Annotated in this window: 20 protein-coding genes; 10 read left to right on the forward strand and 10 right to left on the reverse strand. The window is 70.3% G+C overall.

The annotated features are described in order from the left end of the window. Nucleotides 1–11 precede the first annotated feature (11 nt). Nucleotides 12–878 carry a flagellar motor stator protein MotA gene (motA, locus tag KHU32_RS07170; protein WP_213669316.1) on the reverse strand — a complete coding sequence of 289 codons (867 nt, stop codon included), beginning with the start codon at nt 876–878 and terminating at the stop codon, nt 12–14. Then, complete coding sequence (locus KHU32_RS07175) at nt 875–1,939, reverse strand: flagellar motor protein MotB (RefSeq protein ID WP_213669317.1); 1,065 nt, start codon at nt 1,937–1,939, stop codon at nt 875–877. Before KHU32_RS07175 ends, motA begins: the two co-directional genes overlap by 4 nt. 127 nt (nt 1,940–2,066) lie before the next feature. Between KHU32_RS07175 and KHU32_RS07180 the strand changes: the two genes are divergently transcribed. Then, nucleotides 2,067–2,975, forward strand: a complete 909-nt coding sequence (locus KHU32_RS07180; protein ID WP_213669318.1) for a LysR family transcriptional regulator — start codon at nt 2,067–2,069, stop codon at nt 2,973–2,975. Here KHU32_RS07180 and KHU32_RS07185 read toward each other — a convergent pair. The 3 genes from KHU32_RS07185 to KHU32_RS07195 all read right to left on the reverse strand — a co-directional run bounded on the left by KHU32_RS07185 (nt 2,972) and on the right by KHU32_RS07195 (nt 5,251). Beyond that, entirely contained in the window at nt 2,972–3,955 is a 984-nt protein-coding gene (locus tag KHU32_RS07185) for an ornithine cyclodeaminase family protein (protein WP_213669319.1), read from the reverse strand. The two genes, KHU32_RS07180 and KHU32_RS07185, sit on opposite strands and share 4 nt — an antisense overlap. 109 nt (nt 3,956–4,064) lie before the next feature. Beyond that, nucleotides 4,065–4,520 (reverse strand): redox-sensitive transcriptional activator SoxR, encoded by a 456-nt coding sequence (gene soxR, locus KHU32_RS07190; RefSeq protein WP_213669320.1) that lies wholly within the window; start codon nt 4,518–4,520, stop codon nt 4,065–4,067. A gap of 143 nt (nt 4,521–4,663) precedes the next feature. Next, entirely contained in the window at nt 4,664–5,251 is a 588-nt protein-coding gene (locus tag KHU32_RS07195) for a TetR/AcrR family transcriptional regulator (protein ID WP_213669321.1), read from the reverse strand. Between the two features lie 243 nt (nt 5,252–5,494). Here KHU32_RS07195 and KHU32_RS07200 point away from each other — a divergent pair, with 243 nt between their 5' ends. The 6 genes from KHU32_RS07200 to KHU32_RS07225 all read left to right on the forward strand — a co-directional run bounded on the left by KHU32_RS07200 (nt 5,495) and on the right by KHU32_RS07225 (nt 14,690). Then, nucleotides 5,495–6,622: an efflux RND transporter periplasmic adaptor subunit gene (locus tag KHU32_RS07200; protein WP_213669322.1), complete on the forward strand. Its 1,128-nt coding sequence runs from the start codon at nt 5,495–5,497 to the stop codon at nt 6,620–6,622. Between the two features lie 154 nt (nt 6,623–6,776). Then, entirely contained in the window at nt 6,777–9,944 is a 3,168-nt protein-coding gene (locus KHU32_RS07205; protein ID WP_213669323.1) for an efflux RND transporter permease subunit, read from the forward strand. 119 nt (nt 9,945–10,063) lie between these two features. Then, the gene (gene poxB / locus KHU32_RS07210) at nt 10,064–11,785 is read left to right on the forward strand and encodes a ubiquinone-dependent pyruvate dehydrogenase (protein WP_213669324.1); all 1,722 of its coding nucleotides are present in this window, start codon (nt 10,064–10,066) and stop codon (nt 11,783–11,785) included. 78 nt (nt 11,786–11,863) lie between these two features. Continuing rightward, entirely contained in the window at nt 11,864–12,595 is a 732-nt protein-coding gene (locus KHU32_RS07215; protein WP_213669325.1) for an ABC transporter substrate-binding protein, read from the forward strand. 242 nt (nt 12,596–12,837) lie between these two features. Continuing rightward, on the forward strand, nt 12,838–13,524 hold the full coding sequence (locus KHU32_RS07220; protein WP_213669326.1) for a DUF1190 domain-containing protein: 687 nt from the start codon (nt 12,838–12,840) through the stop codon (nt 13,522–13,524). Then, a complete protein-coding gene (locus tag KHU32_RS07225) occupies nt 13,524–14,690 on the forward strand; it encodes a glutathionylspermidine synthase family protein (protein ID WP_213669327.1) in 1,167 nt (388 codons plus the stop codon). Before KHU32_RS07220 ends, KHU32_RS07225 begins: the two co-directional genes overlap by 1 nt. Here the strand turns inward: KHU32_RS07225 and KHU32_RS07230 are convergent. Then, the gene (locus KHU32_RS07230; protein ID WP_213669328.1) at nt 14,687–15,190 is read right to left on the reverse strand and encodes a hypothetical protein; all 504 of its coding nucleotides are present in this window, start codon (nt 15,188–15,190) and stop codon (nt 14,687–14,689) included. The genes KHU32_RS07225 and KHU32_RS07230 overlap by 4 nt on opposite strands. Then, nucleotides 15,190–16,200, reverse strand: coding sequence for an LLM class flavin-dependent oxidoreductase (locus KHU32_RS07235; protein ID WP_213669329.1), 1,011 nt, complete (start codon nt 16,198–16,200; stop codon nt 15,190–15,192). The genes KHU32_RS07230 and KHU32_RS07235 overlap by 1 nt, the downstream gene beginning before the upstream one ends. A 167-nt stretch (nt 16,201–16,367) precedes the next feature. Between KHU32_RS07235 and KHU32_RS07240 the strand changes: the two genes are divergently transcribed. Next, nucleotides 16,368–17,780: a phospholipase D family protein gene (locus tag KHU32_RS07240; protein ID WP_213669330.1), complete on the forward strand. Its 1,413-nt coding sequence runs from the start codon at nt 16,368–16,370 to the stop codon at nt 17,778–17,780. Between the two features lie 22 nt (nt 17,781–17,802). Here KHU32_RS07240 and KHU32_RS07245 read toward each other — a convergent pair whose 3' ends face one another. Continuing rightward, a complete protein-coding gene (locus tag KHU32_RS07245; RefSeq protein ID WP_347265513.1) occupies nt 17,803–18,450 on the reverse strand; it encodes a carbonic anhydrase in 648 nt (215 codons plus the stop codon). Nucleotides 18,451–18,698: 248 nt separating this feature from the next. Beyond that, entirely contained in the window at nt 18,699–21,113 is a 2,415-nt protein-coding gene (locus KHU32_RS07250; RefSeq protein ID WP_213669332.1) for a DNA translocase FtsK, read from the reverse strand. A gap of 121 nt (nt 21,114–21,234) precedes the next feature. Here KHU32_RS07250 and KHU32_RS23425 point away from each other — a divergent pair, with 121 nt between their 5' ends. Then, nucleotides 21,235–22,398, forward strand: a complete 1,164-nt coding sequence (locus KHU32_RS23425) for a GGDEF domain-containing protein (protein ID WP_213669333.1) — start codon at nt 21,235–21,237, stop codon at nt 22,396–22,398. 4 nt (nt 22,399–22,402) lie between these two features. Here the strand turns inward: KHU32_RS23425 and cysK are convergent, their stop codons facing one another. Then, on the reverse strand, nt 22,403–23,365 hold the full coding sequence (gene cysK / locus KHU32_RS07260; protein ID WP_213669334.1) for a cysteine synthase A: 963 nt from the start codon (nt 23,363–23,365) through the stop codon (nt 22,403–22,405). A 103-nt stretch (nt 23,366–23,468) separates the two neighbouring features. Between cysK and KHU32_RS07265 the strand changes: the two genes are divergently transcribed. Beyond that, entirely contained in the window at nt 23,469–23,915 is a 447-nt protein-coding gene (locus KHU32_RS07265) for an RrF2 family transcriptional regulator (protein ID WP_213669335.1), read from the forward strand. The last annotated feature ends 9 nt before the right edge of the window (nt 23,916–23,924 follow it).

Genomic DNA, 23,924 nt, shown 5'->3' on the forward strand with positions numbered 1-23,924 from the left:
GCCGGGCGGCGCTAGTTGATCACCAGCTCCTGCAGCGCGGCTTCCATCTCCTGGAAAGTCGGCATCACGTTCGAAGGCGCCACCTTGCGTCCCGTCTCGATGGAGACCTGCGGTGCATTGCCATGCAGATGCGCGACGATGACGGCGCGGATCACCTCGTAATAGGGAGCCTCCTCCTCGACGATGCTCTTCAGCCGCGCGGCGAGGGGCCCCACCATTCCATAGGCCAGCAGGACGCCGAGGAAGGTGCCGACCAGCGCGCCGCCGATCATGGCGCCGAGCACGGCGGGCGGCTGGTCGATGGCGGCCATGGTTTTGATGACGCCCAGCACCGCCGCGACGATGCCGAGCGCCGGCAGCGCATCCGCGATGTTCTGCATGGCATGCGAGGGGTGCAGCTCCTCCTCGCGGATCTTCTTGAGCTCCCGCGCCATGGTGTCCTCGATCTGGTGCGGGTCGTCGGCGTTCATGCCGACCATGCGGAGGTAGTCGCAGATCAGCACCGTCGCGTGATGATCCGCGCGGATGCTCGGGAATTTGGCGAAGGCGGCACTTTCCTCCGGCTTCTCGATATGCGGCTCGAGCGCCAGTGCGCCCTTGGTCTGCGCCAGCCGCACGAAGTAGTAGAGCAGCGAGAGAAGCGCGGTGTAATCCTCCTTTCGGAAGCGCGGGCCCCTCATGATTTTCCCGAGGCCCGCGAAGGCGTGCTTCACCTCGCCCATGGAATTGGCCATCAGGAAGGCGCCGATCGCGGCGCCGCCGATGATCATCATCTCATAGGGCAGGGCGTGCAGGATGATGCCGAACTTGCCGCCCGCCACGGTGTAGCCGCCGAAGACCATCGCCAGCAGGAACAGGAAGCCGAGGAGAGTCGTCACCGGGGCGCCTCCTGACGCAGCAGCGTGATCGCCACGCGCCGGTTGCCCGCCGCCTGGGGCTGGCCGGGAAGCAATGGCTCGCGATCCGCCATGCCGGTCACGCCGCGGATCCGCGCTTCGTCGACGCCGGCCTCCGAGAGCAGGCGGCGCGCCGCATTGGCGCGATCGGCGGAGAGGTCCCAATTGGTGCGGCCGCCGCTCCGGAAGGGCGCGCTATCGGTATGACCTGTTACCTGCACGGCATTGGGCAGGGACGCCGCGGCCTGGGCGACGGCGCGGATCATGAGGCGCGCGCGCTCCGTCGGCACCGCGCCGCCGGTCGTGAACATGGGCTGGCCGTCGGCCTCGAGGAGCTGGATGCGCAGCCCCTCGGGCGCGATCTCGACGAGCACCTGGCGCGCCAGCGCGGCCAGGGCGGGATCGGCGAGGAAGTTTTCGCGCAGCTTCTCCACCATGCCTTCCAGGGCCTGCTGCTCGCGCTCGCCGGCGGATTCCCGGGACTCTTCGGTAATGGGCCTCTCCAGCCGGGCCACGGGCGGGCCGGAAGCGACCCCAAGCTCCCGCGGGACCTCGACGGGGCGTTCCGCCGTGCCGCTGCCGGCATGGCGCTGCCCCTCCGCCGGTCCCGGCGCGGCTTCCGCCACACGGCGGCCCGCGACCTCCTCCTCGCCGGGCGGGCCCTCCAGGCGGCGGACGGGGATGTCTGGCGTCTCGCTCTCATCCTCCTCCTCGGATTGCGTGGGGCGTGGGCCGCGCTCCAGCCGGATGGCGCCGGTATCGGCCGCCATGTCCCCCTCGCTATGCGGCGTCCTGCCGCCGAAGGGCTGGCCGAGGCCCGAGGTCGAGGCCGAGAGGGTGGCGGAGGGGTTGAAGTAGTCCGCCAGGCCTCGGCGCTGCGCCTCGGTGGTCGCGTTCAGCAGCCACATCAGCAGGAAGAAGGCCATCATGGCCGTCACGAAATCGGCATAGGCGACCTTCCACGCGCCGCCGTGATGCGCCGGCCGTGCCTCCTCGCTCCGCCTGATGACGATGATCCCGCCACCATTGCCACGTCTGGCCAATGCCGCATCCTGCCTGTCGAGGGGCGCAGTCTGGCGGCCGGCGCCTTGAGGGAGGGTTAACGCCGACACCCTTCCCCTGCGCCCGCGAAGCGGGGATCATCACGGTCGTGAATGATGGCGGGCGCCCATGACCGAACTGTCCCAGCTCGATCTCAACCTCTTGCGCATCTTCGACGCCGTCGCGCGCGAGCGGCACGTGACCCGCGCGGCCGAGCGCCTGAACCTCTCGCAGCCCGCCGTGTCCAATGCGCTGGCGCGGCTGCGCGTGGCCCTGGGCGACGAGCTCTTCCTCCGCCGGCCGGGCGGGGTGGAGCTGACGGCCCTGGCCGCCGCCCTGGCCGCCCCCATCGCCGAGGCGCTGGACCGCCTGGCCGAGACGCTTTCCGTGCGTGCGCCCTTCGATCCTTCCACGACGCGGCGCGTCTTCGCGGTCGCCATGTCGGAATATGCCGAGGCCGCGCTCGTGCCCCGCGTCCTGGAGCGGATGCATCGCGAGGCGCCGAACGCGCTGCTCGCCGTCAGCCATGCCGATCGCACGAATGTGGAGGAGCTTCTCGGGCGCGGCGACGCGCAGCTGGCCATCGCCGTCCTGGCCGAGCCGAGCGCCCTCTACACGCGCGTCCGCATGCTGCCGGAAGCCTTCCAGACCCTGATGCGCGCCGACCATCCCCTGGCCGAGGGCGAGCTGACGCTGGAGCGCTTCCTCTCCGTCCCGCATCTGCTGCACTCGCCCAACGGCTCGCGCGACGGCGCGCTGGACCGCGCGCTGGCGGAGGAGGGGAAGGCGCGCCGACTGGGCGCGGTGGTGGCGCATCTCTGCGCCGTGCCGGAGATCCTGCTGCGGACGGACATGATCATCACCCTGTCCTCCCGCCTGGCGGCGCAGATGGTGGACGTTCATCGGCTGGTGACGCGCGCGCCGCCGATCGACGTGAAGCACACGCGCCTGTCGATGGTGTTCCACCGGCGCTTCGAGGCCGATCCCGGCCATGCCTGGCTGCGTCGCATGCTGATCGCCGAGGCGCGCGAGGCTTAGGGCGAAACGCCGCTTCGCGTCGGTGTCGGCGGAGCCAACTCTTCGGCCGGGCGCACCGCTCTCGTGACGTAATCGGCGATCATGAGATCGAGATGTGCGCCCCCGCCATTCTTGAAGAGGGTGATCTGTTCCTCGGATCCGCGGCTTGATCCATCCGCCGCCACCAGATCGTAGAGATCGCCACGCACATGATCGCGGGTGATGACGCCGGACCGGATCGGCTGCATCAGCTCCCCGATCTGATCGACGGTCGTATCGAGGTAATCCACATAGACCAGGGACGAGGCGATCAGCTCGTCATCGGCCTCGCGCATGTCCGGGGTGAAGGCGCCCAGGAGGTCGACATGGGTGCCGGGCCGTACCCATCGGCCCAGAAGGATGGGCTGCCGGGCCATGGTCGCGGCCGAGACGATGTCGGCTTGTCCAACCGCTTTCGGCAGGTCGATCACAGCCGTCACCTTGGACCTGATATGGCCGAGCGTTGCGGCAAGAGCCGCTGCCTGCTCTGGGCGCCGCGACCAGATCGAGATGCGCTCAATGCCAGGAAAGGCCGCGTCATAGGCGCGCGCCAGCGTCGAAGCCAACATCCCGGCCCCAAGGATGAGCAGGTGGCGGCTGTCCGGGCGTGCCAGGCATTGGGCGCCCAGAACGGAATCCGCGGCTGTCTTGTACTGGGTGACCAATCTGCTTTCGATGACGGCGCGAAGCGAACCGCAATGGGGATCATAGAGCAGTACCGCGCCCTGTATGGAGGGCAGCCCCCTCTGCGCATTGCCGGGGAACACGCTCTCGCCCTTGATCACGAAGCCAAGCCCCTCGATGCGGGCAGCACGGTTCAGAAGCCGCGCGTCGCCCGAGCCGAGATGCAGATCTCCCTGCTGGGGACGGGCAAGCTTGTGGCCCTGACGCAGAGCGTCGATCGCGCCCTGCCAACTCAGCGCGTCTTCGCACCCTTCATAGGTCAGGAGTTGTGGCAGCATTTTCTTTCCCATCCATCACGGGCAACTTGCCTGGCAGACCCAGGTCTGATCGGAACTGCACGCCCGGTCCTTCCTGGCGAGGCTTCAAGCGCGGTGCTGGCCCCCAAGGCTAGGCGCGCCGCAGCAGCATCGCGCCCTTTCCGGACTGGCCCAACCGGTCCGCCGGGTTGCGGAGCGGGCATTCCTGCAGTGAGAGGCAGCCGCAGCCGATGCAGCCCTCCAGCTGGTCGCGCAGCTGGATCAGGTCGGCGATGCGGTTCTCCAGCATGTCCTTCCAGCGGGTCGAGAGGCGATGCCAGTCCTCCTGGGTCGGGATGCGGCCCGCGGGGATCTCGCCCAGGGCTTCCTGGATCGTGGCGAGGGCGATGCCGGCGCGCTGCGCCACCTTGATGATCGCGACGCGGCGCAGGACCTCGCGGGGGTAGCGCCGCTGGTTGCCGGCATTGCGCTCCCCGGTGATGAGGCCCTTGGCCTCGTAGAAATGGATCGTCGAGACGGCGACGCCGCTGCGTCGCGCGACCTCACCGACGGAGAGCTGGCGTTTGACGTCGATGGACGATGCCATGGCGGGCTTGACCTCAACTTAACCTGAGGTTCTATGCCCCCTGTCGGCTTGCCGGTGCAAGCTTCCCGGCGCGCGCCGGGCCCTCTGGGTCGGAGCCGACATCCTTGGACAGCGACGCATGGACGGGGCCGCCCCGCCCCCGATCACTCGGGCGGCAGAAGGGCGCGGAAGAAGAGGTCCGCGCCGTCTCGCAGGACCTCGCCGGCCCGCTTGCCGCCGAGATGGGGAATGCTGGACCAGGCGCCGTCGAAGAGCATGGCGAGCAGCTCGCCCAGCCGTTGGGGCTCAGTGGCGCCGGCCTCGCGCGAGAGGTCGACGAGGGCCTGGCACATGCGTCCCTTAAAGGAAGCGACGAGGCGATGGGTGGGATGCTCGGGGTCCGGGAACTCGGCCTGGGCGAGGAGCAGGGGGCAACAGCCGCGATAATCTGGGTCTTCCATCTCCCGGGCGGCGGCCTCCATGAGGGCGCGGAGCTTGCCGACGGCCGTCGGCGCGGCCTCGGTGACCTCCTTGAACCAGACGTCCCATTCCTCGGCGTCCTCGCAGAGGATGGCGGCGATCAGAGCGTCCTTGCTGGGATAGGCCCGGTAAAGGCTCATCTTCGTCGCCTCGGCGACGCGGCACACCTCTTCGATACCGGTGGCTCGGATCCCCTGACGATAGAACAGGTCCTTGGCAGCGGACTGAATGCGCTGCGCGGCTTTCGGCTTGCCGGCCGTGGCCTCGGACATGATGAGCGACCTCCTTTCTGGTGTGCCGCAAGGAATTTTGCGGCGCAGCAAATTTCCCACTTGATGATACAGACCGGTCACTCATATACGCCGGTACCGGTCGGTAACATCCGCCCTTGGAGAGTGGACATGGCGATCCAGCAAATCAAGCCTTCTGAGCCTCAGGCGGGCGGAATTAACGACGAAAATCCCTGGTTTTCCTGGCTTTCGCGCACGCTGCCCGGGCGGAAGGGGCGCGCCCTGATGGGCGCTGCCGTCCTGGCCGCCCTGACGGTTCCGGGCGTGCCGCCCGCGCTCGCCCAGGGTGCGCCGGCAGCCCCGCCGGTCACCGTCGCCAACCCCGTTTCGCGCTCGGTCCCGCAATGGGACGAGCACACCGCCCGCATCGAGCCGCTCGCCCGGGTGGAGATCCGGCCCCGGATCTCGGGTCAGGTGACCGTGGTGCATTTCCAGGACGGCGCCACCGTCCAGGCGGGTGACCTCCTTTTCACCATCGACCAGCGCCCCTTTCAGATCGCCGTCGCCAGCGCGCGGGCGGAGGTCGCCCGCAACGAGGCGCGGGTGGTCGTCGCCGGGCAGCAGGTGAACCGCTACGCGCCGCTCGTGGCGCAGCGCTTCTCCTCCGAGGCGGACATGGACAACCGGCGCAGCGCGCTGCGCGAGGCGCAGGCCGGGCTCGCCGCCGCGCGGGCCTCGCTCAGCCAGGCCGAGCTCGACCTGGAATTCTCCGAGATCCGGGCGCCGCGCACCGGCCGCGTCAGCGACCGCCGGGTGGATGCGGGCAACCTCGTCCAGCAGGGCACGACCCTGATGACGACGCTGGTCGCGCTCGATCAGGTCTATGCCGTCTTCGACGCGAGCGAGGCGCAGTATCTGCGCTATGCCCGTGCCGCCGGCGGCGCCATGCGGCCCGACGGCAGTCGGCAGACGACCCCGGTGCAGTTGCGCCTGCTCGACGAGACCGGCTTCGCCCACCAGGGCCAGCTCGACTTCGTGGACAGCGTCTTCGACCCGCGCAGCGGCACCATCCGCGGCCGGGCCGTGGTGGCGAATCCCGATTTCCTGCTGACCCCGGGCAGCTTCGCCCGGCTGCGCCTCTTCGTCGGCGACAGCGCTGCGGTGATGGTCCCGGATTCCGCGATCCTCGCCGACCAGGGCGGCCGCATGGTGATGACGGTGACGGCGGAGAACACGGTGGCGCCGAAGCCCGTGCAGCTCGGCCAGCTGGTGGATGGCCTCAGGGTGATCCGCTCCGGCCTCACGGCGCAGGACCGCGTGATCATCGGCGGCCTACACCGCGCGCGTCCCGGCGCGGCAGTGACGGCACAGCAGGGGCGCATCGGGCCGAGCCCGCTGGCCTCCGCCGACTAACTTTCTAGACGACGCAACACACAAGGACTGACCTCGACGAATCCGGCCGCAACCGCGGCCGGCGCGCCCAGGCCGACACCGCCACCATCGTGCCCGTCGCGGCGCGAAGCCAAGCCGGCCAAGCCGGCGCCTGGCGTCTGAGGGAACAACATCGATGCGCCTCGCCAGATTCTTCATCGACCGACCGGTCTTTGCGGCGGTCGTTTCCATCGCGATCACGCTGATCGGCGCGATCGCGGCCACGCGCCTGCCGATCGGCGAATTCCCCGAGATCGCGCCGCCCACCGTGCAGGTGACCGCGCTCTATCCCGGCGCCTCGGCGGAGACCATCGCCTCCACCGTCGCCGGCCCCATCGAGCAGGAGATCAATGGCGTCGACGGCATGCTGTACCTCTCCTCGCAATCGACCGGCGACGGGCGGGTGAGCATCAGCGTCGTCTTCCGCCAGGGCGTCGACGTCGACCAGGCGCAGGTGCTCGTGCAGAACCGCGTGGCCATCGCCGAGCCCCGTCTGCCGGAGGAGGTGCGGCGCCTGGGCATCACCGTGAAGAAGGCCTCGCCGGACTTCCTCATGGTCGTGCACATGCTCTCGCCCGACGGCAGCCGCAGCCCGGAATACGTTTCCAACTACGCGACGCTGACCATCAAGGACCGGCTCGCGCGGCTCGAAGGCGTGGGTGACGCGCAGGTCTTCGGCGCGCGCGACTACGCCATGCGCATCTGGCTGGATCCCGACCGCGTCGCGGCGCGCGGGATGTCGGCCGGCGACGTGGTGGCGGCCCTGCAGCGTGCGAACGTGCAGGTCGCGGCCGGCGCCATCGGCCAGGCGCCGCGCGCGAACAATGCCGGCGCCTTCGAGATTGCGCTGCAGGCCCAGGGCCGGCTCGCCTCGCCCGAGCAGTTCGACGAGCAGGTGATCGGCACCGGCGCGGGCGGCGCGCCCATCCGCCTGCGCGACGTGGCGCGCACCGAGATCGGCGCGAACGACTATACGATCAACGCGCTGCTGGATAACCGCGTGGCGGTCGGCATCGGCGTCTTCCAGCGGCCGGGCAGCAACGCGCTGGCCACCGCGGCGGCGATCCGCAGCACGATGGAGGAGGCCGCGCATTCCTTCCCGAGCGGCATCGCCTACGACATCGTCTACGACCCGACGCGCTTCATCGCCCAGAGCATGGAGGCGGTGCTGCACACCTTCATCGAGGCGATCGTGCTGGTCGTCTTCGTGGTGGTGCTGTTCCTGCAGAACTGGCGCGCGGCGGTGATCCCGCTGCTGGCCATCCCGGTCTCCATCATCGGCACCTTTGCCATCCTGCTGGCGATGGGCTTCACGCTGAACTCGCTCACCATGTTCGGCCTGATCCTGGCCATCGGCATCGTGGTCGACGACGCGATCGTGGTGGTGGAGAACGCCGAGCGCCACATGGCCGAAGGCCTCTCCCCGCTGGAGGCGGCCCGCAAGACGATGGACGAGGTGGGCTTCGCCCTCATCGCCATCGCGCTGGTGCTGGTCGCGGTGTTCATCCCGACGACCTTCATCAATGGCATCTCGGGCGCCTTCTACAAGCAGTTCGCGGTGACGATCTCGGTGGCCACGGTGCTGTCGGCCATCGTGTCGCTGACGCTGTCGCCCGCGCTGGCGGCACTGCTGCTGAAGCCGCACGGGCATGACAAGCCCAAGCGCATCTTCCTGCCGATCACGCTGTTCTTCCGCGGCTTCAACTGGTTCTTCGACAAGCTCTCCTTCGGCTATGGCGGGCTGACGCGGAAGCTGGTGCGGCTGCCGGTGATCCTGCTGGTCCTCTATGCGGGCCTGCTGGGCGCCACCGGCCGCCAGGTGCTGGTCACGCCGACGGGCCTGATCCCGCCGCTCGATCGCGGCTACATCATCGCTGCCTTTCAGCTGCCGCCGGGCTCCAGCCTCAGCCGCACGGACGAGGTGATCCGCCGCGCTTCCGAGACCATCGCCCAGGTGCCGGGCGTGGCGAATTCCATCGCCTTCGTGGGCCTCGACGGCGCGACCTTCACCAATGCGCCGAACACGGGCGTGGTCTTCGCGGGCCTGCGCTCCTTCGAGGAGCGCGCGCATCTCGGCGTCACCGGCAACTCCATCCTGGCCGACATGCAGCAGCGGCTGATGGGCGAGGACGCAGCGCTGGTGCTGGTGATCCCGCCGCCGCCGGTCCCCGGCATCGGCACGGGCGGCGGCTTCAAGCTGATGATCCAGGACCGCGCCGGCCGCGGCCCACAGGAGCTCGAGCGCGTCACGCAGCAGGTGCTGGCGGCCGCGAACGGCGCCCCGGGCATCGCCTTCGCTTTCAGCCTGTTCAACACTTCCACGCCGCAGATCCGGGCGGATATCGACCGGCCGCGCGCGGAGATGATCGGCCTGCCCATCTCGCGCATCCACGAGGCGATGAGCATCTACATGGGCTCGGCCTTCGTGAACGACTTCAACCTGCTGGGCCGCACCTGGCGCGTGACGGCGCAGGCCGACCAGCAGCACCGCATGTCCGTCGAGGATATCGCGGCGCTGCGGGCGCGGACCGATGCGGGCGCGATGGTGCCGCTGGGCAGCGTCGCGACCTTCCACGAGACAGCGGGTCCCTACCGCGTGCCGCGCTACAACCTCTTCCCCGCGGCGGAGGTGCAGGGCGCGGCCATTCCGGGCTTCTCCACGGGCCAGGCCATCGCGGCCATGGAGCAGGTGATGCGCAACACCCTGCCCGAGGGTTTCGGCTACGAATGGACGGAGATCGCGCTGCAGGAAACGACGCAGGGCAATACCGCGCCCATCGCCTTCGGCCTCGCCGTGGTCTTCGTCTTCCTCGTGCTGGCGGCGATGTATGAGAGCTGGCTGCTGCCGCTGGCGGTGGTGCTGATCGCGCCGATGTCGGTGCTGGCGGCGCTGCTCGGCGTGCACCACGCCGGCCTCGACAACAACGTGCTGGTGCAGGTGGGCCTCGTGGTGCTCGTCGGCCTCGCGGCGAAGAACGCGATCCTGATCGTGGAATTCGCCCGTGCGGCCGAGCAGGGCGGCATGACGCGCTGGGAGGCCGCCGCGGCTGCCGCCCAGACGCGCCTGCGGCCCATCCTGATGACCTCGCTGGCCTTCATCCTGGGCGTGCTGCCGCTCACCGTGGCGACGGGTGCGGGTGCCGAGATGCGGCAGAGCCTGGGTGTCGCGGTGTTCTACGGCATGCTGGGCGTGACGATCTTCGGCCTCATCTTCACGCCGGTCTTCTACGTGGTCGCGCAGAAGTTCGCCGGGCGCCGGAAGAAGGAAGCCGAAGCGGCCACCGAGCCCGCGACCTCGCACTGAAAGCGGCGGATTGGTGAATTTGAAGGCGGCGTCCGAGAGGGCGCCGCCTTTTTACTTTTCAACCGGACACGCCCGGCAGACGTTACCGCGGCAAGCGATGCCGAGGACAGGAGAACGCCATGGCCGATACCGCCGCCCATTATCTTGCCGCCACGCTGGAGAAGGCTGGCGTTCGCCGCATCTACGGCGTCGTCGGCGACTCGCTGAACGGCTTCACGGAAGCGCTGCGGGCCCGCGCGAAGATCGACTGGATTCATATGCGCCATGAGGAGGCGGCGGCCTTCGCCGCGGGTGCGGAGGCGCAGCTCACCGGCGAGCTCGCGGTCTGCGCCGGCAGCTGCGGGCCGGGCAACCTGCATCTCATCAACGGCCTCTACGACTGTCATCGCAGCCAGGCACCCGTCGTCGCCATCGCCGCGCATATCCCGAGCGCGGAGATTGGCACCGACTACTTCCAGGCCACGCATCCCGAGACGCTCTTCCGCGAATGCAGCCACTATGTGGAGCTGGTCTCGAGCCCCGAGCAGCTGCCGCAGATCCTGGCGCGCGCCATGCGCGTGGCGATCGCGAAGCGCGGCGTCGCCGTGGTGGTGATCCCGGGCGATGTGGCGCTGCGGCCGCTGAAGGCGAGCGTGCCCGATTGGATCGCGCCGGCCGCGCCGCGCCTGGTGCCGGGGCGGGAGGTGCTGACCGAATTCGGGGCGATCCTGAACTCCTCGCGCCGCATCACGCTGCTCTGCGGCGCGGGTTGCGCGGAGGCGCGCGCGGAGGTGATGGAGCTGGCGGAGATCCTGAAGGCGCCCATCGTCCATGCGCTGCGCGGCAAGGAGGTGCTGGAGCACGACAACCCCTACGATGTGGGGATGACCGGCCTCATCGGCTTCTCCTCCGGCTACGCGGCGATGAAGGCCTGCGACACGCTGGTCATGCTGGGCACGAACTTCCCCTATCGGCAGTTCTACCCGGAGGGTGCGCGCGTCGTGCAGGTGGATCTGCGGCCGGAGGCGCTGGGCAACCGCTGCGCGCTCACCCTCGGCGTCGCCGGCGATGTGGGCGAGACGCTGCGCGCGCTGAATCCGATGCTCGCCACGAAGACGGACCGCGCCCATCTCGACAAGGCCGTCGCGCATTACCGCAAGGCGCGGGACGAGCTCGACACGCTCGCGGAGGCCGATCGCAGCGCCGACGTCATCCACCCACAGCTGGTGACACGGCTGGTGAGCGAGGCAGCGTCCGAGGATGCCGTTTTCACCTGCGACGTCGGCACGCCCACCGTCTGGGCCGCGCGCTACCTGACCCTGAACGGCAAGCGGCGGCTGCTCGGCTCCTTCAACCACGGCTCCATGGCCAATGCGCTGCTGCAGGCCATCGGCGCGCAGGCGGCCTTCCCGGAGCGACAGGTCGTCTCGCTCTCGGGCGATGGCGGCTTCACGATGATGATGGGCGACTTCATCACGCTCAGCCAGCTCGGCCTGCCCATCAAAGTGGTGGTGCTGAACAACGGGACGCTCGGCTTCGTCGAGATGGAGATGAAGGCGGCCGGCCTGCTCGACGTCGGCTGCGAGCTGAAGAATCCCAACTTCGCCGCCATGGCCGAGGCGATGGGCATCCGCGGCTTCCGCGTGGAGCATCCCCAGGCGCTGGCGCCGGCCCTCGCCGAGGCCTTCGCCCATCCCGGCCCGGCGCTGGTCGACGTGGTGAGCGCGCGGCAGGAATTGGCGATTCCGCCGAAGACCGAGCTTGGCCAGATGGCGGGCTTCGGCCTCTTCCTGCTGAAGGCCGTCATGGACGGGCGGGCCGGTTCGCTGATCGACCTGGCGAAGGTGAATCTCGCGCGCTGAGCATCGAGGCGCCGGGGGTCCGGCCCTGGCGCACCGTCAGGCCGATGATAGGGTGGAATGATCCACGGGAGAGAAGCCATGAACGTCACGCCGGAGATCGTTGCCCGCCTTGCGCCCACGGGCGTGCTGCGCGCGGGCATCAACATGTCCAACTTCCTGCTGGTGAATGGCAGGAGCCCCGATGGCGGCCCGACCGGCGTCTCGCCCAGCATGGCCCGCGCCCTGGCCGAGCGGCTGGGCGTGCCGGTGCGCTACGTGACCTTCCCCAATCCGGGCCTGCTCGCCGATGCGGCCGGGACCGACGCCTGGGATGTCGGGCTGATCGGCGCCGAGCCGCAGCGGGCGGAGAAGATCGCCTTCACGGCCGCCTATGCCGAGATCGAGAGCACCTACCTGGTGCCCGCCGGCTCGCCCATCACGGCGATCGCCGAGGTGGATCGCCCGGGCAACCGGATCGCCGTCTCCGCCCGCTCGGCCTACGACCTCTGGCTGGAGCGCAACATCCACCAGGCCACGCTGATCCGCGCCGAGGGGCTGGATGCCGCCGTGCAGCTCTTCGCGGAGCAGAAGCTGGAGGTCCTGGCCGGGCTGCGCCCGCGCCTGCTGACCGACGCCGAGTTCTTCCCCGGCTCGCGCATCCTCGAGGGCAACTTCATGGCGGTGCAGCAGGCGATCGGCACCACGCGCGGCCATCCGGCGGCCGAGGCCTTCCTGCGCGACTTCGTCGAGGAGGCGAAGCGCTCCGGCCTCGTGGCGCGCTTCATCCAGGAGCATGGGGTGAAGGGGCTGTCTGTCGCGCCTGTCGCGTAAGGGCGAATTTTTCGTTACGCGGGGTTTATTAATGCGCCGGAATTGGCCGATATAGCTGCGTTGACATGACTGACATCGCGACCCCGCCGGCCTTCCCGATGAGTTCTCCCCAGTCCCGTGCGGGCAGGGGCATTCCGTCGGGTGCCCGACCCGCCGTCACCCGGTTGGGGATGCCGGCTTTCACGCCCTTCTCCATCGGCGGCTTTCAGGCCGCCGACCGGGCTTTCTGAAAGGAGAATCGCATGCGCCGATCGCGCACCGTGACCCTGACGATCCTCGCCGCCTCCGCCGTCGCCCTTCAGGCCTGCGGCGAGGATGTCGACAGCACCGATTTCGTCGTCGCCGACGTCCAGGCCTGCGTGGAGCGCTATGGCTCCTCGGCCCAGACGGAATGCGAGCAGGCCTTCCAGCAGGCACAGCGCCAGCACGCCACCTCCGCCCCGCGCTTCGCGACCGCCGAGCAGTGCCGCGAGGCGACCGGCGAGGCCTGCGAGACCACGGTGGCCGAGCAGCCGTCCCTCGGCGATAAGCTGCAGATGGGCGAAGGGAGCCGCGGCTCCTCCCTCTTCATGCCGGCGCTGGCCGGGGTGATGATCGGCCGGATGATGGCCGATGGGCGCGGCCGCGTGACCTCGCCGGTCTATGCCGGCCTGCCGCCCGGCCAATGCCCGCCTGGCGCGCCGGCCTCCGCGGCCTGCTCGCCGCGGACGTCGTCCAGCGGCCGGTTCTACTACACGGGCTCGAGCTATGCCGGCAGCACCAGCGGCGCGGTCGGCCGCGGGAGCTCGGCCGCCTTCACCGCCTCGCCCGACATGGCGCGCACTATCTCGACCGGCGGTGGCGCCTGGTCGGGCGCGCGCGCCGCCCCGGCCTCGATCGCGCGCGGCGGCTTCGGGGCCTCGGCCCGCGGCTTCAGCGCCAGCAGCTGATGGAGCGCTTCGAGACGCCGGCGCGCCCGGACTGGCGCGCCAAGCTCGAGCAGGTGGGGCTGACCTACCACTCCAACGGGCTGGAGCCGGCATCGGGCATCGATGGCGGCCTCTGGTGGCACGAGGCGTCGCATTGGCGCCTGACCGCCGAGGAGGTGGACCTCCTGGACGACGCGACAGTGGAGCTGCACGCCCGCTGCCTCGACGCCGTCGACTTCCTGGCGAACCGCGAGCCGCATCTGCTGCGCGACCTCTTCGGCCTGCCCGACTGGATGGCGGACTACCTGCGCCGCTCCTGGCAGCGGGGCGACCCGTCGCTGATGGGGCGCTTCGACCTCGCCTTCGATGACCGCGAGGGCATCGTGAAGATGCTGGAATACAACGCCGACACGCCCACCCTCGCCATCGAGACGGCGGTCGCGCAGTGGTTCTGGCTTCAGGACACCCATCCCGAGGCGGACCAGTTCAACTCGCTGCACGAGAAGCTGCTGGGCGCCTTCCGCGAGCTGGCGCCGCGCATGGACGGCCAGCCGATGCACTTCGCCGCCTTCGAGGACAGCGCGGAGGAATGGGCGCATGCGACCTATTTCCGCGACCTCGCGGAGCAGGCGGGCATCCGCACCGTGGGCATCGACATCCACGCCGTCGGCTGGAACGGCGTCCAGTTCATGGACGAGGCGGCGCAGCGCATCCGCTTCCTCCACAAGCTCTACCCCTGGGAGTGGGTGGAGCGCGACGCCTTCGGCCCCAATCTCGCCTCGGATTCCTGCGGCGTGCTGGAGCCGCCCTGGAAGGCCGTGCTGTCCGACAAGATGATCATGGCCGTGCTCTGGCGCCTCTTCCCCGATCATCCGAACCTGCTGGAGACGGTGTCCGGCCGCGTCGCGCTGGCGGGCGCGCATGTCCAGAAGCCCTGCCTGGGGCGGGAGGGCGCGAATATCGCGATCCGCGACGGCGGCGTGACCACGGCCTCGACCGAGGGCCCCTATGGCGGGGACGAGGTGCGCTTCGTGACGCAGGCCCGGGCGCGGCTGCCGCAGCACGACGGCTGGAACGCGGTGATTGGCTCCTGGGTCGTTGGGCAGGAGGCCGCGGGCATCATCATCCGCGAGGGCCAGCAGGCCATCATGCGCGACACCAGCCGCGTCGTGCCGCATTACTTCTAACGGCGGTTCTCGAGCCCGTTCGCCTGGCGCTGCCGCCGGATCTCCTCCTGGCGCGAGGCCACGTTCTCGCGGAAGGCGGCCATGCCATCGCGCACCTGCCGATGCGCTTCGGGAAACTCCGAGGGCGGGGTGAAGCGGTCCGGCACCTGCCGGTCATAGGCGAGCACGGCGTCGAGGGTGGCGAGCAGCGCGGGCAGGTCGCCGAAGGCGTATTCGTTGATCGGCCGCCCCACGCTTTCCGACAGCGAGCCGAAGAGCGGCCCATCGCCCGCCCGGCCGCGTTCGGGGCGCGCCGTGAGATGCGTGCGGAAGCGCAGCTGCCCGAGATAGAAGAGGAACACCGCATCGTCCGGCGCGCCTTGGCCGAGAAGCCGCGTGGCCTCGATGTAGTAGGCGGAAGGATGCTGGCCGTTGAGCCCCCCGAGCGCGTCATCCGAGGGCCGGGCCCAGGCCGGTCCCGGCGCGAGAAGGAGCGCCGCCGCCAGGGTCCGGCGGCGCATCAGGCGCTTGCCGGCGTCATCGCCAGCTCCTCGTGGATCTCCGACAGCAGCTGGAAGGAGCGCTTGCGCGCCTCATGGTCGTGGATCTGGGCGGTCACCATCAGCTCGTCCGCGCCGGTGCGGGCGATGAACTCCGCGAGCTGGCCCCGCACCGTCGCCGGCGAGCCGACGAAGGAGCAGGAGAGCGAGCCCTGCAGCACCCGCTGCGCATAGGGGTCGAGGCCTTCCTCGTAGCCGGCCACAGGCGCCGGCAGCTTGCCGGGACGGCCCGTGCGCAGGTTCACGAAGGCCTGCTGCTGCGAGGAGAAGAGCAGCCGCGCCTCCTCATCCGTGTCGGCGGCAAAAACGCCGCAGCCCAGCATGAGGTGCGGCTTCGCCAACCGCTCCGAGGGGCGGAAGCGCTCGCGATAGATGGCCGCGGCCTCCATCATCTGGGCGGGCGCGAAATGCGAGGCGAAGGCATAGGGCAGCCCGAACATCGCGGCGAGCTGCGCGCCATAGGTGCTGGAGCCAAGGATCCAGAACTCGATGTCGAGCCCCGCGCCGGGCACGGCCTGGATCGCCTGGTTCGGCGCGGCCGGCTTGAAGTATTCCATCAGCTCCATGACGTCGCGCGGGAACTCGTCCGGCCCGGTGCCGAGGTTGCGGCGCAGCGCCCGCATGGTGTTCTGGTCCGTGCCCGGCGCGCGGCCGAGGCCGAGGTCGATCCGCCCCGGATGCAGGGCGGCGAGGGTGCCGAACTGCTCGGCGATGATCAGCGGCGCGTGGTTCGGCAGCATGATCCCGCCCGCCCCCAGCCGGATGGTCGAGGTGTTGGTGGCCACATGCGCCAGGGCCACGGCCGTCGCCGCGCTGGCGATGCCGGGCATGTTGTGGTGCTCGGCCATCCAGTAGCGATGGTAGCCCAGCGCCTCGACATGGCGGGCGAGGTCCGCGGAGTTCCGCAGCGCGTCGCCCGCATGGCGGCCTTCGGGGATGGGGGAGAGGTCGAGGACGGAAAGCACGGTCATGGGGAAGCATATGGGCCGGCATCGCCGTCGTGGAAGCCCGGCTTCCCTCTATGGGAGATTCGCGCCGCGCGGCGAAACCCGGCCGGCCCTCGCCCGTTGGCCAAGTCTTGGTGGAACGGAGGAAGCGACCCATTTCCCCTGACGAGGGTTCGCCTTACGGATTGCTGATGCCGGAACCAGCCGCAGAGGCCCGCATCGAGGATATCGGGCAGACCGCGCCCATCGAGGGCCTGCGCCCGGTGGCGGGGATGAGCCGGGTCACCCTCCTCGCCGACGGGGACGTGGCCTTCGCGGCGCGGGTGGCTTCCGCGCGCGCGGCCGAAAGCACGCTGGACCTGCAATATTACCTCTGGCACGGCGACGTGACGGGCAAGCTGATGGCGCGCGAGGCGCTGATGGCGGCCGACCGTGGCGTGCGCGTCCGCATCCTCATCGACGACCTCTACGGCATCGGTCGGGAGCGCGACATCGCCTCCCTGAGCGGCCATCCGCGCATCTCGCTGCGCTGGTTCAACACCTCGAAATGGGGGCGCTGGGGCTGGATCGGGCTCCTGCTGGAATTCGCCTTCGGCAGCTGGCATCTCAACCGCCGCATGCACAACAAGGCCTGGATCGCCGACCGACGGACGGTGATCTGCGGCGGCCGCAACATCGGCGACCGCTACTTCGACGCGCCGGCGGATTTCAACTTCCGGGACCTCGACGTCTCCGTGACCGGCCCGGCCGCGGAGGAGGCGACGGCCCTCTTCGAGGAATACTGGCGCAGCCCGCTCGCCCGGCCGCTGCGGCGCCTGCCGCGCATGCGCACGCGCAAGTCGGCGCTGAAGAAGCTGCGCCGCAAGCTCGACGCCGCCGCGGCGACGCCCGAGGCGCGGGCGCTGCTGGAGGGGCTGGGCGACGTCCCGAAGCCGATCGGCCTCTCCATCCCCGACGACGACATCCACATCCTCGCCGACCCGCCGGGCAAGGTCCGTGGGCGCGAGGCCAGCGTCATCGCCCCCGTGGTGCATGAGCTGTTGGTCGGCGCCCAGCGGGAGGCGCTTCTCATCTCGCCCTATTTCGTGCCGGGCGAGGCCGGGACCGAGGAGCTCATCGCCCTTCGTAGGCGCGGCGTGCGCGTCTCGGTCATCACCAACTCCCTCGTGGCGACCGACGTGGTGGCCGTCCATGGCGGCTATGCGCGGTACCGGGCCCGGCTGCTGGCGGAGGGCGTGGAGATCCACGAGCTGAAGGCCATCGGCGAGCCCCGGGCCGGCGTCTTCGGCTCGCGCGGGGCCAGCCTGCACACCAAGGCGGTCATGGTCGATGACGGGCCGGTCATGGTCGGCTCCTTCAACCTCGATCCGCGCTCGGTCGCCCTGAACACCGAGATGGGCGTGCTGGTGAAGCACGCGGCGCTGGCGCGGATGGTCCGCCGGCAGCATGCCCGCCTCACCGCGCCCCTGCGAAGCTGGAAGCTCTCCCTGGCTCGGGGGAAGGTCGTGTGGGAGGGCGCGGAGGGAAGCGAGCCGGAGGCGGGCTTCCGCCGGCGGCTCCTAGCCTGGCTGGTGCGCCGGCTTCCGGTCGAGTCACAGCTCTGACTGGCCGGTCAGCGCCCCAGACTCAGAGCAGCTCGACCCGCCCCGTCGCGAGGTCGTAGACGCCGCCTTCCACGCGCAGCTGCCCCTTGGCGATCAGCTCGGCCAGGATGGGCGAGGCCGTGCGCAGGACCTCCACATTGTAGCGGACGTTGGCCAGCATGGCCCGGTGGTTGAGGTCGTCCCCCGGCTCGGCCAGGACCGGGCGGATGCCGGGCGCCATACTGTCCACCAGATGGCCGATATGGCCCGGATAGGTCTCGCCGGTCTGCAGCGCCCGGACCGTCGCGTCGACGGCGCCGCATTGGGTGTGGCCCAGCACCATGATGACCTTGGTGCCGAGCATGGCGGCGCCGAATTCGAGGCTTCCCAGCCCCTTCTCGGTCACGAAATTGCCGGCCACGCGGACCACGAAGAGGTCGCCGGGGCCGCGGTCGAAGGCCATTTCCGCCAGGACGCGGGAATCGGCGCAGCCGAGGATGGAGGCGAAGGGCGCCTGGCCCAGGGCTCGGCTGGGGCGGCCGGCGGAATAGTCGCGCTCCATCGGCTCGTTCGCGACGTAGCGGGCATTGCCCTCCATCAGGAGACGAAGGGCCTCGTCCGGCGTCTCCGCCGCCCGCTGGGGCGGCAGGGCAGGTTCCGCGGACCTTCCCTCATGATGGGGTGAGGCCACGGCGCGGCGCCACCCTCCAGCCTTCGCGCAGATCGCACACATGCTTCAGCTCCTCGGAATCGAAGAAACGTTTCCGAACGAATTCAACCCTGGGGGCGCGTCTCACCGCGTCGGCGAAGCGGCGTCAATCCTGGAGCGGGTGGGCGGGCCCTGGCCGGCCGTCCCCGGCAGGGTCGGAACAGCCGCGCCCAGCCCCGATACGGGGGGCGGGAGCCATGGGCCTGGGGTGGGGCGCCGGCGGTCGTGGGCTAGTCCTCTCCGCCGCTGCGGCGCGCCAGGATCTCCCGTTTGCCGACATGGTTGGCCGGGCTGACGATCCCTTCCTTCTCCATCTGCTCGATGAGCTTGGCGGCGCGGTTGTAGCCGATGTTCAGGTGGCGCTGGATGAAGCTGGTGCTGGCCTTGCCCTCCCGCGTCACCACGTCCACCGCCTGGTCGAAGAGCGACTTGTCGGCGTCGGAGGCACCCGCGATGCCGGAGAGGCCGGAATCGCCGTCCTCCTCCACCTCGGTGACCTCTTCCACATAATCCGGCTCGCCCTGCTCGCGCAGCCAGTTGGTGATCTCCTCGACCTCGCTGTCCTTCACGAAGGGGCCGTGCACGCGGGTCGTGCGGCCGCCGCCGGGCAGGAAGAGCAGGTCGCCCTGGCCCAGCAGCTGCTCGGCGCCCTGCTCGCCCAGGATGGTGCGGCTGTCGATCTTGGAGGTGACCTGGAAGGAGATGCGCGTCGGGAAGTTGGCCTTGATGGTGCCGGTGATGACGTCCACCGAGGGGCGCTGCGTCGCCATGATGACGTGGATGCCCGCCGCACGTGCCATCTGGGCCAGGCGCTGCACCGCGGCCTCGATCTCCTTGCCGGCCACGATCATCAGGTCGGCCATCTCGTCGATGACGACGACGATCATGGGCAGCTTCTGCAGCGAGAGGGACTGGTCCTCGAAGACCGGCTTGTTCGTCTCGGGGTCGAAGCCGGTCTGCACGCGGCGGGTCAGCATCTCGCCCCGGGCCAGCGCGGCCGAGACCTTCTCGTTGTAGCCGCCGATGTTGCGCACGCCGATCTGGCTCATGGAGCGGTAGCGGCGCTCCATCTCGCGCACGGTCCATTTCAGCGCGCCGATCGCCTTGGGAGGCTCGGTCACGACCGGCGCCAGCAGATGCGGGATGCGGTCATAGACCGAAAGTTCCAGCATCTTGGGGTCGATCATGATGAAGCGGCATTCCGACGGGCTGTGCTTGTAGAGCAGCGAGAGGATCATGGTGTTGATCCCCACCGACTTGCCCGAGCCCGTGGTGCCCGCGATCAGCAGGTGCGGCATGCGCGCCAGATCGGCGATGATGGGCGTGCCGCCGATGTCCTTGCCCAGGATGAGCGGCAGCGTGGCGTTGCTGCGCTGGTACTCGTCCGAGGCAAGCATTTCCCGCAGGTAGACCGTCTCGCGCTTCACGTTGGGCATCTCGATGCCCATGACGCTGCGCCCGGGCACGGTCGCAATGCGGACGGAGACCACGCTCATGCTGCGCGCGATGTCGTCGGCGAGGCCGATGACGCGGGACGACTTGGTGCCGGGCGCGGGCTCCAGCTCGTAGAGGGTGACGACGGGGCCTGGGCGGATCTCGGTGATGGTGCCGTTCACGCCGTAGTCGTTCAGCACCTGCTCCAGCATCCGGGCATTGGCCTGCAGCGCCTCGGCGGTCGGGCCGCCGGCCACGCGCGGCGGCGTGGGGGCCAGCAGGTCGAGCGAGGGCAGGCGCCAGCCCTCGACCGGCAGGTCCAGGGAGGGCTGCTCGGTCGTGGGGGGCTTGGGCTTGGCGGGCGTGGCGACGCGCGGCTGGCTGCGCGGGGCGGGGCGCATCTCGGGCTCGCGCTTCAGCGGCGGGCGCGGGGGCGGCTCGGCCGCGACGCGCTCGGCCTCCTGGAGGACGTCCATGAGGTCGGCGGCCGGCTCGATCCGGCGCCGGGTCATCAGGTTCTTCGTGCTGCGGCCCATCCAGAGGAAGGGGCGGGCCAGGTGGTGCCGCCGGCTCACGCCGAACTCAGCCGCGTTGCCCACGCCGCGCGAGGCGACGGCGGCCGAGGCGCGGGCGGCCCGGCGCCACTCGCCGGGTGAGAAGCCCAGGGCGATGTAGATCAGCACCGCGGCGAGGCCCCCGGTGACGAGCTGGGTGGTGAGGTGGCCGAGCGGCCCGAAGAGGCTCTCGAGCCCGTTGAGCAGCGCATGGGCGACCAGCGGCCCGGCCGCGCCGCCATCGGCGCCAGGGGTGAGGGCCAGAACGGCGGCGAGCAGCGGCGTCGACAGCAGCAGCGCTGCGAGCCGCGCCGGCAGCAGGCTCACGCCGCGATGCGTCGCCATGCGCAGCGCCCAGCCGAGGAGCACGATCCCCGGCAGATAGGCGGCCCAGCCGCAGCCCTGCCACAGCATGTCGGCAACGATGGCGCCGAAGCGCCCCGCGAGGTTGGTGGCGGGGTTGCTCGTCGCCGTGGAAAGGGAAGGGTCGGCCGGGTTGTAGGTGCCGATGGCCAGCAGCAGCCCGAGCCCCAGGAAGCCGAGCAGCAGCCCGCCCAGCTCGTTCGAGCGCCGGCGGATCGCCGCCTTGACCGCGGGCGAGGCGAAGCGTCCCAGCCCGACGGCGGGGTGCGAGGGTTCGGCAAGTTCACGCGCCATGTCGGCCAGACCTCAGGGGGGAGGGAGAGCAGCCGGGGGGAATGAGAGAGTACCAGGGGGACGGCCGTTTCGCTACGGTCTGCCGCAATGGCGCAACCCCCGTTGGGCCCGGGAGCCCCGCGTGGCACAGGGAAGCATGGAACTCGACTTCACGTCGCTGCTCGCTGCGACCGGGTTTTCCGCGGCAGTGCTTTCGGTCGTCCTCATCGCCGCCTGGCGGATGTCGCGCATCGACCGCTTCCTGCTGACCTGCGCCATGGGCGCGGTGCTGATCGCCGTCGGGGTGGGGTTTTCGGCCCTCTACATCGCCTCGGCCGCCCCGCCGCTCGGGGCGATGGCCTTCGCCCTCATGCTCGTGGGCCTGGCCACGCTCTACGGCACCGCGCGGCAGTTCAGCGCCGGCGCGTCACCGGCGTGGGCCGTCGCCCTCGCCAGCCTGCTGTCCCTGGCGGTGACGGTGCCGCCCATCCTCCTCGGCCTCACCGGGGTCGGCTTTGTCCTGGGCTACGGCGCCTCGGCCGCGCTGCTGCTCATGACCGCCTACCATTACTGGCGCGCGCGGCGGGAGGCGCCGGGCATCATCGTCTCGATCGCGGGGCTCTACCTGCTGGTCGGGCTGTCCTTTCTGCCCCGGGCCGCGCTCGTTCTCCTGGAATGGGAGGCGGTGATTCCCGGCCAGCCGAGCAACTGGGCGGAGAACCTCTCTCTCATCCTCGTCGTGGCCGCGATCCCGGGGATCGGCGCCATGACCATGTCGCTGAGCCAGATCCGGCTGGTCCGGACCCATCGGCTGGAGGCGCTGACCGACCCGCTCACCGGCCTCATGAACCGGCGCGCGCTGTTCGAGGCGGAGGGGGGCGGGGCGGTGGCCGTGACGCTGTTCGACATCGACCGCTTCAAGGCCATCAACGACACCCATGGCCATGCCAGGGGCGACCGCGTCCTGCTGCTCTTCGCGGCGGCGCTGCGGGAATGCCGGGACGGGGACGACCTGGCGGCGCGGATCGGCGGCGAGGAATTCGCCCTGATCCATCCCCTGTCTTCTCCCCGGGCCACGCCGGAGGCGGCGCTGCGGCGGGCGGAGGCGGTGCGCGCCCGCTTCGCCGTGCTGGCCCGCGAGAAGGAGGGAATGGCCTGCACCGCCAGCGCGGGCCTCGTCATCGGCGACGGCACGGCGGGCCTGGAGGCCTTGCTGGCGGAGGCGGACCGGGCGCTCTACGCGGCGAAGCGCCAGGGGCGGGACCGGCTGGTCCTCGCCCAGGCGCCGCCGACGCTGGCCTGCTGAGGCCTCAGAGGCCTTCGAAGAGCTCGGTCGAGAGGTAGCGCTCGGCGAAGGAGGCGGCGATGCCGACGATCAGCTTGCCCTCCATCCCCGGCTGCCGCGCGATCCGCATCATCGCCGCGATGACCGCGCCGGTGGAGATGCCGACGGGCACGCCGTCCAGCCGGGCCACGGCCCGGGCGGCGGCGAAGGATTCACGCTCCGGCACGCGCTCGACGCCGTCGAGCAGGGAGAGCTCGAGCACGGTGGGGCAGAAGCCCGCGCCGATGCCCTGGATGAGGTGCGGCCCCGGCTCGTCGCCGTTCAGGACGGCCGATTCGGCCGGCTCCACGCCGACGACCTTCAGCCCCGGCTTACGCGGCTTCAGCGCGCGGGCAATGCCGGTGACGGTGCCGCCGGTGCCGACGCCGCCCACCACCACATCCACCTCGCCCGCCGTGTCCCGCCAGATCTCCTCGGCGGTGGTGCGGGCGTGGATGTCCGGATTGGCCGGATTGTCGAACTGGCGGGCGATCCAGGCGCCGGGCGTCGCGGCGCGGATCTCGTCGGCGCGGGCGATGGCGGCGGCCATGCCCTTCTTGCCGGGGGTCAGCTCCAGCTCGGCGCCGAGCAGCTTCAACATCTTGCGGCGCTCGAGCGAGGCGGCGTCGGGCATGACCACGATCAGCCGGTAGCCCTTGGCGGCGGCGACGAGCGCCAGCGCGATGCCGGTATTGCCCGAGGTCGGTTCGATGATGGTGGAGCGCCCGGGCGCGATGATGCCCTCGGCCTCCGCGGCCTCGACCATGGCGAGGCCGATGCGGTCCTTCACCGAGCCGCCGGGGTTGAAGAACTCCAGCTTCAGGGCGATTCGGGCGGGCAGCCGCTCCTCGGCGATGAGGCGGGGCAGCAGCACCGTCGGCGTGCCGCCGATGGTGGAGAGAATGCTGGTGTGCAGGCCCTGGCCTGGCTGGGGCGATTCGGCGTCCATACCTCCGGATATCACGGATATTGGCAAAGCTTGCCAAGTGCGACTTGGAATTTCTTGCCGGATGGGCCAATTTTCACGTCAACGAACCGGAGATTTGCCCATCATGCTGCTGCGGCGGGACCGCGCGCTTCTCGCGCTCGACATTGCGCTCGACATCGCTTTCCACGCCGGCCGAGGCGGCGAGGTGACGGGCGCGGCCGAGATCGCGGAGCGGCTGAATGCCGCGCGCCGCGGGATCGAGCCGCTGCTGCAGGCCCTGGTGCGCTCCGGGCTGCTGGACAGCGTGCGCGGGCCGCGCGGCGGCTACCGCATGGCGCGCGCCCCCCGGGAGATCAAGCTCGCCGAGCTCATCGCCTCCGTCACCGACGAGGAGGTCGCCGACGCGCCCCCCGGCAAGCTGGCGGAAATCGTGACGGCGCCGCTCTGGGCCGAGCTCGATGCCGAGCTGGAGAAGAAGCTGCAGGCCCTGACGCTCGAGGACCTGCTGAAGCGCGCGGCCGCCGCCGGGCTGCGTCGCCCGGTGACGGAGCCGCTGCACTTCGTCATCTGAGGCGGATGC

This window comes from Roseococcus pinisoli (genome assembly GCF_018413645.1).
GTDB classification, from domain to species: Bacteria; Pseudomonadota; Alphaproteobacteria; order Acetobacterales; family Acetobacteraceae; genus Roseococcus; species Roseococcus pinisoli.